This window comes from Actinomadura fibrosa (assembly GCF_900659615.1).
Lineage (GTDB): Bacteria > Actinomycetota > Actinomycetes > Streptosporangiales > Streptosporangiaceae > Spirillospora > Spirillospora fibrosa.
Genome location: NZ_CAACUY010000029.1, coordinates 1 through 11,790 on the forward strand (window position 1 = coordinate 1; position 11,790 = coordinate 11,790).

9 protein-coding genes and 1 pseudogene are annotated in these 11,790 nt (G+C 73.9%); 2 read left to right on the top strand and 8 right to left on the bottom strand.

Annotated elements, in window-relative coordinates; all coding sequences use genetic code 11:
- The 7 genes and pseudogenes from E1300_RS13260 to E1300_RS50025 all read right to left on the bottom strand — a co-directional run.
- Positions 1 to 901: pseudogene (locus E1300_RS13260) on the bottom strand (hypothetical protein); the annotation flags it as partial.
- 3 nt (positions 902 to 904) lie between these two features.
- Positions 905 to 1,687 (bottom strand): hypothetical protein, encoded by a 783-nt coding sequence (locus tag E1300_RS50015; RefSeq protein ID WP_165502815.1) that lies wholly within the window; start codon positions 1,685 to 1,687, stop codon positions 905 to 907.
- A 411-nt stretch (positions 1,688 to 2,098) separates the two neighbouring features.
- Entirely contained in the window at positions 2,099 to 2,755 is a 657-nt protein-coding gene (locus E1300_RS13270) for an RES family NAD+ phosphorylase (RefSeq protein ID WP_131757291.1), read from the bottom strand.
- Entirely contained in the window at positions 2,755 to 3,387 is a 633-nt protein-coding gene (locus tag E1300_RS13275) for a hypothetical protein (protein WP_131757292.1), read from the bottom strand. The genes E1300_RS13270 and E1300_RS13275 overlap by 1 nt, the downstream gene beginning before the upstream one ends.
- Positions 3,388 to 3,655: 268 nt before the next feature.
- Positions 3,656 to 5,977: a CHAT domain-containing protein gene (locus E1300_RS13280; protein WP_131757293.1), complete on the bottom strand. Its 2,322-nt coding sequence runs from the start codon at positions 5,975 to 5,977 to the stop codon at positions 3,656 to 3,658.
- Between the two features lie 243 nt (positions 5,978 to 6,220).
- Positions 6,221 to 7,234, bottom strand: coding sequence for a hypothetical protein (locus tag E1300_RS50020; protein WP_165502816.1), 1,014 nt, complete (start codon positions 7,232 to 7,234; stop codon positions 6,221 to 6,223).
- Positions 7,231 to 8,085 carry a hypothetical protein gene (locus E1300_RS50025; protein ID WP_165502817.1) on the bottom strand — a complete coding sequence of 285 codons (855 nt, stop codon included), beginning with the start codon at positions 8,083 to 8,085 and terminating at the stop codon, positions 7,231 to 7,233. Before E1300_RS50025 ends, E1300_RS50020 begins: the two co-directional genes overlap by 4 nt.
- A 416-nt stretch (positions 8,086 to 8,501) precedes the next feature.
- On the opposite strand from E1300_RS50025, the gene E1300_RS50030 reads away from it, so the two are divergent.
- Positions 8,502 to 9,539 carry a hypothetical protein gene (locus E1300_RS50030; protein ID WP_165502818.1) on the top strand — a complete coding sequence of 346 codons (1,038 nt, stop codon included), beginning with the start codon at positions 8,502 to 8,504 and terminating at the stop codon, positions 9,537 to 9,539.
- A gap of 232 nt (positions 9,540 to 9,771) precedes the next feature.
- Positions 9,772 to 10,551: a hypothetical protein gene (locus tag E1300_RS13295; protein WP_131757295.1), complete on the top strand. Its 780-nt coding sequence runs from the start codon at positions 9,772 to 9,774 to the stop codon at positions 10,549 to 10,551.
- A 31-nt stretch (positions 10,552 to 10,582) separates the two neighbouring features.
- Here the strand turns inward: E1300_RS13295 and E1300_RS13300 are convergent, their stop codons facing one another.
- A complete protein-coding gene (locus E1300_RS13300) occupies positions 10,583 to 11,752 on the bottom strand; it encodes a macro domain-containing protein (RefSeq protein WP_131757296.1) in 1,170 nt (389 codons plus the stop codon).
- Positions 11,753 to 11,790: the final 38 nt, after the last annotated feature.

The window sequence follows — 11,790 nt, forward strand, 5'->3', positions numbered from 1 at the left end:
CGCGGTGCGCGGCGCGCCGCGCGTGCAGCAGCGCGGCCGCCGGATCGGCGTCCCGGAGCGCACGGGCGAGCAGCAGGTCGGACTTGCCGGGCGAGACGGCGGCCGCCGGGTCCTGCCGCTGGTGGGCCCGCAGCAGTTCGACGGCCTCCGCGCCGCGCTCCAGCAGCAGCAGGGCGTGCGCGTGGACGAGCTGGGCGCGCAGCGTCGCGGGGTGCGATCCGCCGAAGCGCAGCCGGCGGCCGGCCAGCACGTGCTCGCTGTGCTCGGCGGCCTGCCCGGCGAAGGCCCGCCGGTCGTCGGCTGCGGCGGCCTCCTCCGCGCGGGCGACCAGGGTCTGCGCCAGGACGAGCTGAGCGATCCAGGTGAACGGCCGGCCGGAGCCGTGCGTCCGGGTGCGCAGCGCGGCCTCCCGCTCCAGCATCTCCAGCGCCCGTTCCAGGTCACCGGGGCGGCCGCGCTCGCGGATCGCCATGGCGAGGTTCGCGTGCACGGTCGAGATCCGCGGGTCGTCCGGCGGGAACAGCCTGGTGCGCAGCGCGTGCTCGCGCTCGTACAGCCCCACGGCGAGGTCGGCGTCCCCCGGGCGGCCGCGGCGGCGCACGTACTGCGCGTGCAGCGCGCGGATCGCCAGGTAGGCCGGGTCGCGGGCCGCGACCCGCTCCTCCGCCGCGCGCCGGGCCAGCGTGGCCCAGACCTCGGCGGAGAGCGCCGCGTCGCGGTCGCGGCTGAGCCACTTCTCCAGCTCGCACTCCACCCGCAGTACCGTGGCGGGGCGCACGCCGGAGCGCCGGCGGGCCTCGGCGAGCAGCTCGCGCAGCGGCATCGGGTCACCGGTGTCGTCGACATGGGTGACCAGCGTCGCGAGCTCGCTGATCAGTTCCGTCTCGGGCCCGGCGGGCATCGCTCAGGCCCCCTCGGCGAGGAGGCGCAGGGCGTTCCGCGGCGCCCACGCCGGCAGCAGCCCGTCGAGCTCGGCGTCCGACATGCGCCCGAACGCGGACTGGAGCTCGCGCAGGCGCGGCCGCATCCCCTCCAGCAGCCCGGTGATCGCGGCGGGCGCGTACAGGATCTCGGCCAGCGCCTCGTAGCCGGCCTCGACGACCGCCTCCGGTGACGCGCCCAGCGGCCCGCGGGTCTCGGTGACGACCTTCGCCAGCAGGTCCGCGGCGCGCGGCTCGGTCAGCTCGCACGGCACGATGGCGCACAGGTCCTGGACCGCCGAGTGCGGCGCCGCGAAGCCCGCCGCGCCGGCCAGGCCGGGCTCGGCGGCGGCCCACTGGGACAGCACGTGCAGCAGGCTCAGCGCGGCGCCGCGGACCGAGCCGCCGGGCAGCCGGGACAGCCCGTTCAGCCAGCCCTGCCGGTAGGACCGGTACGACCAGATCTTCGCCTCGGCGACCAGGGTCGCCATGGCCTCGCTCCGGTCCAGCGTCGCGCGGAACTCCGACGCGCCGAGCGCCTCCTTGAAACCCGAGTTCTTGACCGTGTGGTAGAAGGTCGAGGACGAGGAGATCCCGAGCTGCCGGTTGAGCGCCGCTCGCGTGGGCCTCCGGGAGTACGACGGGGCGCCGGCGTCGAGGAGCTCGCGGAGCGCCCGGTAGATGCGCTCCCGGCCGTCGGTCTTCTCCTGCGACTCCCACCAGCGCGCGGTGGTCGTCCTGCTCAGGCGGGAGATGGAGTAGGTCATCGCTCCCCTTGTGATGACTGATTCTTGCCCACTGTCGGTGTTATGCCCCACTAGTACCGTGCAGGTCGCCCGCCGTGATCCGGTGTGGCCGCAATCGTCCACGAAATGGCAGGCATTTGCGCACTGGGCTGTTTCTGTCGGCTCGATGGTCTGGGATCCGGCGTTCCTGATCGTGATTCTGAGAGGACCATCGGAGTTCGCCGGGAGGACGGCATGGATAGGTGGATCAGCGTCGCGAGCGGGCCGGGCGGGAATGGCGACGGCAGCGGGGACGAGGACGACGAGCCGTAGACCGGCGACCCGCAAGCCGATGCCCCGTGGACCGAGGAGCCGTGGAGCGGTGCGCCGTGGAGCGGTGCACCGTGGATCGCGGCGTCCTTCCCGGTGCGGGCGCGGCGCCCCGGGCGGGGGTCATGACGGCCCGCCCGCGATGGCCGCGTGGAACGGACGGAGCAGGCCGTTCGCGGCGGCGAGGCCGTCGGGCTCGGACAGCTCCACGTTCAAGGCGGGCACCTGTTCCAGCGGCACCGGATCGCACCGGTCGCCGAACAGCATCAGCGCCCGCTCCGGGAAGTTGGTCCGCGACATCCAAAGCAGCCCCTCGGCGCTCCCCTCGGCGCACCACAACCGGCCCGCCCAGACCCGGGTGTGCGCGTACGACTCGTCCACCGTCCAGAGCAGCCGCTCGTCCTGGTAGACGGCCCGGACGTCGGTGGCGCTGCACAGGCGCAGCAACCGCAGCTCCCGGGTGGTCCGGACGGCGCTCAGCCGGCGCCCCGCCACCTCCTCGTATCCGATCAGGTGCGCCTCGGCGGTGGGGTCGCGGTCCCGCATCAGCGACTCGGTCAGCGCCGTCTCCGGAAGGTCGGCGGCGTAGTAGAACGAGTACGGCCACAGCGACGTCCCGTCGAACCGCGCCCCGGCGGAGACCGGGTCGGCGCGCGGCGGGACGAAGGCGCGGGCGTCGCGCCGGACGCGGTGCACCCGCCAGAGGAGCGTGCCCCGCGGCAGCAACTCGCAGCGGGCATCGCCCTCGCGGTAGTGGTCGGGGAAGACCCTGACGGGCATCAGACCTCCACCAGGACGGCCCGGGCCAGCTCGACCAGCCGGTCGTCGGTGACGGCGCCGAGCAGCTCGGCCGGGACGCCGCCCGCGGCGGGGCGGACGCTCAGCCACCAGGACGCGGCGGTCCACGGCGAGCGGGCCGCGCCGAGCATCCGGTTCACGGTCCGCACGACGGGCCGGAGCGCGCCGTCGGGACCGAACTGGAACTCCGGCGCGCGCGGCACCCCGTCCGGGAAGCCGAGCACGATCAGGTCCGGGTCGGCGATGAAGCCGGCCCGCGCGGGCGCGGCCCGCAGCCGCGCCGCGCCCAGTTCGATGATCTCCTCGGTGCTCGGCCCGCGCTCGTCGACGGTGGCGAGCAGGCGCCGCGCCGCGGCGCGGACCCGCGGCCAGTCGACCTCCTCCGCGACGCCGGCGGACCGGGTGCCGCTCGCGCTGACGAACAGCCCGGTGACCGCGTCCGCCGGCGGCAGGGACTCCAGCAGGAGCCGCCGCAGCCGCCGCCAGGCCGCCTCCGGCCGCTCCCCGCCGGACAGGTCCGCCAGGAGTTCCGCCAGCTTCCCGGAGACCGGGCCGAGCGGGTCGCGCAACCTGCCGAGCTGGGTGTGCAGCGAGACGATCGCGTCCTCCTCCAATGCCCCCTCCCCCTTCGCGCGTCAGGGACCGCGGTGTCCGCGCAGGGTCACCCGTACGGACACCTGTCCATTCATTCGTTCGACGGTCCCGGCCGCGCGACTTCCGGCCGACACCTTTGCCTCATATCAAGTCATATCTGACCGGTGTCCATTTTCCTGTCTTGAGCAGAAGGTCGGTCAGATTTCCAGAAAGTTCTGTCGTTCCACTGGAAACGGTATCTTGTCGCACCACCGCAGAGAAACAGGGAAAACACTGGAAAACGGGTGATCATGAACCCGCGGAGGCGTCGTACGACGGCTTGGAGATCTGCCGGGTGAAAGCGCCCCACACCGCGAGGTCCGCCAAGGGCGGATCGTCCGCGCGGTCCACCTCGGCGGCCAGCGGACCGGGCATCGTCTCCGGGACGGCACGCTTCGGATCCAGCATCCAGAGCTGGGTCCGGCGCAGTGCCTCGGCCGGACCGCCGCCGTCGGCGAGGTGGCGGCGGAACATGAACGCCAGCAACGACCTCGTGCCGTCGGCGACGGGCCAGCGGGAGCCGACCGCGTGGGAGGCGTCCTCGGACGCCGCGACCGCGGCCGACACCACCGGCTCAAGGGGACGGCCGGTCGCGACGGTCGTCAGGGCCACCCGGTGCACGACGCGCTGCCGCGTGCCGGCGCCGAGCCGTGCCGCCTGCCAGGGAAGGACGTCCAGATCCCCGCAGGGCACTAAAACGACGCGGAGAGCGCGGTCGCCGTCCCGCCCGCCGGGATCGCCGGGCCCGCCGAGATCTGCGAGCCCGTCGAGGACCGGCGTCACGATCGCCGGACCGGCCCAGTCGCACCACCGTTCCAGAGCCGCTCGCCACACCGCGTCCCTGCCGGGCCGCCCGGCACCGGACGATCCGGACGCCGCGGCGACGTACGCGCTCAGCGGCCCGAATCCGGACGCACGGAGCGCGGGCAGGGCGATCGAGCGAGGTTCTGCCTCGGCGGGCACGATGACCGCCCATCCCGGCTCGTCCGCGGCACCGGGAACCAGGTAGACCAGCGCGTCCTGGTCCGAGCGGCGCAGGCCGGCCTGAAGTTCCGGCACGCGGAAGGCTTGAAGAGGTGACCCTTCGACGGCGTGTCCGGCGAGCGCGGCCAGGGATTCCTCGCGCATCCGGCCCGGTACCTCCACACCGACGAGTGCCTGGAGCAGAGGCAGCTCGTCCCGGGGCCGTGCGGCCGTTCCCGTCACGGTGCTCCAGGTAGGTGGCTGCGCCACCGGGGCAGCGGCGTTCCGCCAGGCGCGCGCGAGATCGGGTTCACCGACGGCGGCAAGCCGGTCGGGCAGGTCGGCCAGGTCGCTAGCCGCAGCGGCCGCGTACGGTCGCAGTCCCCTTCCGGTCTCCAGTGTTCGGACGGCCTCGTCCACCCGCGCTTCGGCGAGGCACCAGCGTGCGAGGCGCCATGCGCTTTCGGCAGCGCGTTCGGCGGCGGTGAGCCCGAGAGGGCCGCCTGCCCGCAGGAGGACCTCCTCCACATGAGCGTTCAGCGCCTCCGCCGCGGTGGCGACCGCTCGTGCCGTGTCCCCTGCGATGCGCTGGGACGCGGCGAGACGGTCGAGCACGTCAGTGTGCGAGGCGAGATGCTCCTCGCGCAGGAGAGCATGTCCACGATCGAGGCAGGCGATGCCCTTCGACTGGTCGCCCGTTGAGCCCCCGTGCCGCTCCAGGTGCGCAAGCCGGGCCTGCCCGAGCGCCATCGTCGTCCAAGCCCGCTGCCTACGTGGCAGAAGCGGCTCCTCCAGTGCCTGCTCAAGCCGGACGATCCCCTGTTCGAGCCGTCGCTCATCGTGTTCGGCGAGCCCTTCCACGGCCCAGGCGATCGCTCCTCTGGCGCGGATGACCGCACCGACGGCACCGCCTCCCGAACCTTCGTCAGCCGCCAGAATGCAATGGCCCAGACCGAGCGAGAACGCGACCGGCCGCCGCTCCAGCAGGCCGCGGCCCAGGTAGGCGAATCCGAGACCGGCGAGGAGCCGCCGGCGCCATGGACAGGAGCCGGAATGCCGTTCATACGCGGCGTGCAGCGTCTCAGCCGCCGCGGCGAGCGCTTCGAGATCCCGCGCGGGCCAGGCGACCACGGCGCGCACGAGAGCGGTCACGCCGTCCAGGACCGGATCTCCCTCTCCTTCGGCGTCCGCTACCGGCCGTTCGGCGTTCTCGAAGAACAATCGCAGGGAATCGGCGTCCGGCATCTCTCCGTCAAGCATGTACCGGTCACCGAGTACGGCACCGAGTGCGCGGACGGCCGGCAGGGCGAGCGGGTCCTTCGGAGGGATGTTCTCTACGGCCCGGCTCAAAGCGTCAATCGCACAATCAATGTCATCGAGCGCCCCATCGCCGGTCGCCCGGAGAGCGAGCACTGTCCCATAGAGGAACTGACCCCTGCCGAGAGCGACACGATCGCCGTCATCCTCATCCACCATGTGAGCGGTCTTCGCCAGGACCCGTCCCGCGACCGTCGTCTCATCGTCGGCGCCATCCGGCGCCTCCGTATCGGGTGACGGACCGATGGCGATGTCCGTACCTGGTGGCAGGGCATGGGCGCATGCCTGCATGAGGTCCTCGTGGCAGCGGTCATCGGGCTCCGCCGACGGCGCGCCGTGCCCGCGCAGGCCCTGCCGCAGCCGCTCGTCCGCGAGCAGGATCCGAAGATCCCCGAGCAGGGACGCGCGCGGATCCGTCTCGTCACCGTCGCGGGGCCGCTCCTGCGGTGCGGCGACGCGGGCCTCGTTCTGATCGTCGTGCCGGTCGGTCACCGCGGGGCCTCCGGGAATCGGTCGATGGTCGGGGGGGCGGGCTCACGGCCGAAGCGCGCCGAGCCGGTCGAGCAGTGTCAGCGCCTCGGCCACCTGGACGCTGTCGACGGGGAAGTGGTCGAGCCGCCGCCGGCACGCTTCGCGGGCCGTGCGGGACGCCTGCGGATCACCCGTCACGCTCTGCGCCCTGGCCAGCAGGACCTCCGCCCACCCCGGCTCCAGGGGGACGCCCGAGCGCCGTGCCGTGGCGCGGATGTGGTGGAGCTCTCCGGTGGCGTCCGCCGCCCGTCCCGAGGTGAGCAGGGCGTGCGCGTGCACCAGATGAGCGCGCAGCGTGGCCCCGTCGGCCCGCCCGAACCTGCTGTTCCGCACGTCCACCACCGTCTGGGACAGCCGCAGCGCCCGCTCGGCGTCGGGGGCCGGGAGGCCGGCCCGGGTTCCGGCGGCGTCCTCCTCGACCGCCCGCAGGATCGTCTGTGCCAGGACGAGCTGCCCGACCCAGGTGAAGGGGTGGCCGGTGCCGTAGCGCCCGAGCCTGTGCGCCAGCTCGTCCTCCAGCAGGCGCAGGGCGTCGGGGAGATCGCCCTCCCCGTTCCGGTCGCGCAGCGCGAGGGCCAGGTTCGCGCGGATGGCCCTGGTGCGCTGGTGGTCCTCGCCGAACCGCTCGCACCGCCACTGCCACTCCGTCCGGTAGGCGCGGACGCCGTGGTCGAGGTCGGCGCGGGTGCCGCGCATCCGCCGGTGCCGGATGTACTGGGTGCGGATCGACATCAGGACCGGATGGTCCTCGGCGAGGACCTTCCCGGCGCGGCCGAGCAGGTCCTCCCAGGCCCTGACCGACTCTCTCACCGTGCGGGTGCGGCCCCGCAGCTCCTCCAGGCCGCACTCGACCAGCAGGACGACCGGATTGCCCGGCCCGAGCTCGGCGGCGCCCGCGGCGTGCGCGGCGGCCAGGCGGCACAGCTCGCCCGTCGTCTCCGCGCGGTGCAGCGCGGTCTCGTTGCGCGCCAGCAGCCGGGCCTCGGCGTCGCTGAGCGGACGGTCGGAGAACCTCATGCCCATCTCTCCTCCTCGACGACCTCGTTCAGCGCGGCCAGCCTCGCCTCCAGCTCGGCGCGGACGGCGGCGCGGTCGTCCGGCCGCAACTGCGAGACCAGGTACCCCACCTCGCCGATCGGCTCGTCCAGCCGGCGGACGATCTCCAGGACGTAGCCCGGCCGGTCGAAGCCGAGCACCGCCATCAGCCGGGCGTGCACGAGGTCGAGGACGTCGGCGGCGGACGTCGCCCGCGGCCCCACGGAGGTCGTCAGCACGCGTGCGAGGAACGCGGTGATGTCGGCGGCCGGGGTCCGCCGCCCGCAGATGACGCCCAGGTCCTCCACGGCGGACGCGGCCGGCATGTAGTCGGCGTGCGCGGCGAGCCGGGGGTTCGCGCCGGCCCAGTCGGCGAGGACGCGGACCAGCGTCTCGGCGGCGAACCTGCGGTCGTCGGTGCCGGCGAGGGCGTCCAGCCACCCCTGCCGGTACGGCCAGTGGCTCAGGGTCTTCAGCTCCATCACCACCGTGCGCACCATGTCCGACGCCCCGACGGCCCGCCGCGTCTCGTCCGGCAGGCGGTCGGCGAGGGCGTGCTTGGCGCCGCGCCCGAAAGTGAAGTAGAGGGTCGACGGCGATTTGTGCCCGGCCCTGCGATACAGATCCTCGTAGCTGTAGTCGATCATTGCGTGATCGGCGCCGGGGGGACGCGAGTCCAGCGCTCTCAGCACGATCTCGTAATAGCGCGACCGCGCCTTCTCCGTAGTGATCACCCGGTCCTCCCCGACCGCCGATCTCTTCGCCTCGGCACGCACTTCCCTCACCCAGCGGGCGACGACGGTCGCGTCGAGCTGCCGTCCCAGTGGAAGCATCGCCACCTCCGAGGTCGGTCCGTCCTTCTCGTGAGACGATCCGCGCGCCGGCGGCGTTCACGGAATTGAATGACGCTTTCCGGACACAAAAACGCGGGGCGCAGGAGTTTGCCATAAAGATCGCGAAAAAGATGACAGAATGTCCTCTTTGTGGCGCGGTGTGACTCGGAAAGGGGCGGACATCCACGGGACGTCCGCCCCCTCGACCGGCGTCGCGCATCGGCCGGCTCACGACCTGGCATGGGGTTCCATGACCTCCACCTCCCGGATTCCGAGCGACGCCTCCAGACCAGCCGCCCGCCGCGGCGCATCCCGGGCGTCGGCCGGGCCCGATCCGGGCGCGTCCGGGGCGCGCTCCGGGGGGACGTGGCATCCTTGAGCCGTTCAGCCGCCCCGTCCGTCCGGGAGGCCGGTTCGTGACCGACGGTCAGGCGCCCGCAGAGGCCGCCGCGCGACGGCGGGCCGCCCTGCTCGCCGAACTGCGCCGGCTCTGCCGCGGCTGGGGAGTCCAGGCACCCGACCTGCCCGGCCGGATCGGTCCGCAGCTCGGCCGGTATCTGGACGGTGGCGCGGACCCGCGCCGCGCACTGATCTCGCTGCTCAGCGGCGCGGCCGCGGGTCTGCCCGGCGACCTGCCGGACGCGGCGCGCGCCGCGCTCGGCCTGGAACCGCGGTTCCGCTTCCTCAAGGACCGGCAGTCCTGGCTGGCCGCCCGGCTCGACCGGGACATGCGGACGGCCCGGCGGCGCATCGACGAGGCGCTCGCCCTCATGGCCGAGAGGATCACGGCCGAATCCATCGCGGCCGAGTCCATCGCGGCCCCGTCGATCGCGGTCGGCGGGCACGGGCCAGGCCCCGCGGCGCCCGCCGTACCGGCCGCGGACGCCGATGGCTGGTACACCGAGACGCTGCAGACCCTGGTACGGATGGACCGGGACCCGCCCGCGATCCAGGAGGAGCGCCGGATCGCGGTCACGGCGCCCCTCCTGGAGGTCATCACCGTCCCGGTCAGCCTGCCGCCCGCCCCGGCGGCGCCCTCCGGCCGGCCCCGCGACCTGTTCGCCGAGGTCCTCTACGGCGGCATCGACGCGGGCACCGAACGGCCGAGCCAGAGCCACTTCCGCTTCCTGGTCAGGCCGCCGCGCCCGCTGCGCGCCGGAGAGCGGCACTCCTTCGCGCTCGGCTACTCCCTCCCGCCCGGCCAGCCGCTCGCCCCGCACTACGCGCTGACGCCACTGCGCCGCTACGACGGCTTCCGGCTGCGCGTCCGCTTCGCGGCCGACCGCCCGCCCGAGGGCCTGTGGCTGGTCGCCGGCGTGCCGCCGCGCACCCTCGACGACGCCCCGGACGGGCTCCCGGCCGTCGAGCTGGACGCGGCGCAAGAAGCCGAGGCGTCCTTCACCGACATGTCGATCGGGCTCGCCTACGGGTTCCGATGGCGCGAGGCACGCTGACGCGATCACGCCGGTACGGCTCGCGCCCCCGTCCCGTCCTTGTTCTGCCTTTGTCCCGTTAAGGGGCCGCGTTCTGTCCTAAAAGCCGTCTTCTTTGCATTCGGGCCGCGCTCCAGCCTGGCAGTGTCCACGAACCGCTCCCGACAAGGAGGCCGGCCATGTTGCTCGGACCGCCGGACGAAAGCGAAGAGCCCTTCACCGGAGCCCGCACCGATCCCGCCGCGATCTTCCGTTGCTGACACCGCCACGGCCGACGGCACCGCGCGGCCCGCTGCGCAGGATCGGCGGCGGGCTGCGCGACCGCGCCAACGCCGACGCCCACGTCGTCACGGCGGCCGCGCTGGCCTGCGCGGTGCTGTCGGTCTGCGGCGACCTGCTCTCGCCCGGCCTGCGCTGGGCGGTCGTCATGGCCGGGCTCGGCCTGCTCGTCCACGACATCACCGTTCCGGACCGCGCGGGGGCGGCCCGGAACGTGGTGCTGGGGGACCGCTCCGCGTTCACCGAGGACCCGGTCCCGCTGCGGCACGCGCGCGAGGTGTGGATGTTCGCCCCGGCCGGCAAGAACTTCCTGAGCTCGGTGCACTGCGACCTGCTCCGCCGGGAGGTCCTCGAAGGCCGGAACGGGAAGGTCAGGATCGTCCTGCTGGATCCCGGGCTCGACGACGCGGTGCGGCTGGCGACGCGGCAGCTCACGCTGTCCAGCGACTATCCCGGCCAGCCGTTCCCCGAGGCGCTGGGCGCGGCCGTCCAGCGGCTGCGCGGGCTGGCGGGCGGCGCCCGCGGCGACTTCGCCTACGGCTTCGTCGACTACAACCCGGGTTTCAGCATGCTGGCGGTGGATCCGTACGGTCCCGGCGGCGTCCTGATCGTGGAGATCCACGGCTACCACAACGAGTCGAGCGCGTCGCGGATGCACCTGCGGCTCACCAGGGAGACCTCACCGCGGTGGTACGACTACTGGTGCGCGCAGTTCCAGCACCTCTGGGCGGCGTCGGGCGCCGAGGCGGCATGAGACCGGGCAGCGCGAGGCCGCGGACGGGTCCTCACCGGGCGGCGCCGAGGAACTCCACGATCATCTCGGTGAGGTCGGGCCGGTGGTTGACGAAGTGCGCCTGCCAGCCGTCGTCCGGCCCGATCTCGCGCCGCATGGCCGTCCAGATCGCGTTCAGCCCGAGCCGGGGGTCCAGGCCGCCGCGGCCGGAACCGAGCAGGGGGAAGGCGATCGAGCACAGCGGCGGCGCGAAGCCGCCGCGCTCGCGCCGGGCGAGCCGGAAGGTGTTGCGCACGGCGAGCGAGATGCCCTGCGGCGTGACCTCGTAGCGGCCGCTGCCCGCGACCGGCACCGTGACCGCCGCGTGGTACAGCCGCCGGATCCCCCGGTCGGCCAGCTCGCCCGGCGAGGTCGGCGCGACCGTCCCGGGCGCCATGGCCAGCCCCCGCCGGCCGTGCTCGGCGACCCACGCCGACAGCTCGCGGTGGACGACGTCGTCCAGGATCTCGCCGACCTCGTCGCAGCGGGCGGCGCCCCGCCGCAGCGACGCGGACACCGACGACTTGAACGTCTGCGGGAGCTCGAAGTAGGTGTTCTGCGGGGACACGACGATGTCCACGCCGGCCAGGAGCTCGACGGAGCAGCAGTGCACCGTGACGGGCACTCCGGCGGACCCGGCGAGAACGGTGACGGGCGCGCACGCCTCCCAGCCGGCCTTCGGCCGCGGCGCGGGCGCGAACGCGGTCTCCTGGGCGCCGCCGTCCACGGACGTGCGGGCGGGTGCCACCGCGCTCCACGGTGCCGCGCTCCCCGGTGCCGCGCTCGCCGGTGCCGCGGCCGCGTCGCACAGGCCGAGGATCGCCTCCGCCGTCTCCTGGACGATGATGCGCTCGTAGTGCTTGCGGAACCGGTCGCATGACACCCCGTAGGCGGCGGCTCCCTTGCGCCGCCGATCCTGGGCGGGCCAGTCGCGGGTACCCGGGACCAGCCCGAACGCGTACTCGGCGGCCGTGCCGAGCCGTCCGCCGTCGAGGCGCTCGACCGCCGCCCGCACCAACGCCTCCACGGCCGCCGGCACGCTCGTCCCGGGACGGCAGAGTCCCGCCCGGGCGGCCGCCAGCGCCAGCGCCTTGACCGGCGTCCTTCGCAGGCCGATCAGCCCGCTCTCGCGCAGCCGCCGCAGCTCCGCCACGAGGGCGTCGTACTGGAGATCGTCGATCACGATCCACCTCACCCTGGTCGGGGCCGCGGTCCGGGGCC

Coding starts and splice junctions, on each gene's coding strand:
- E1300_RS50015 (WP_165502815.1), bottom strand. CDS start 1,687: ATGACCTACTCCATCTCCCGCCTGAGCAGGACGACCACCGCGCGCTGG.
- E1300_RS50025 (WP_165502817.1), bottom strand. CDS start 8,085: ATGCTTCCACTGGGACGGCAGCTCGACGCGACCGTCGTCGCCCGCTGG.
- E1300_RS13280 (WP_131757293.1), bottom strand. CDS start 5,977: ATGCAGGCATGCGCCCATGCCCTGCCACCAGGTACGGACATCGCCATC.
- E1300_RS50020 (WP_165502816.1), bottom strand. CDS start 7,234: ATGAGGTTCTCCGACCGTCCGCTCAGCGACGCCGAGGCCCGGCTGCTG.
- E1300_RS13270 (WP_131757291.1), bottom strand. CDS start 2,755: ATGCCCGTCAGGGTCTTCCCCGACCACTACCGCGAGGGCGATGCCCGC.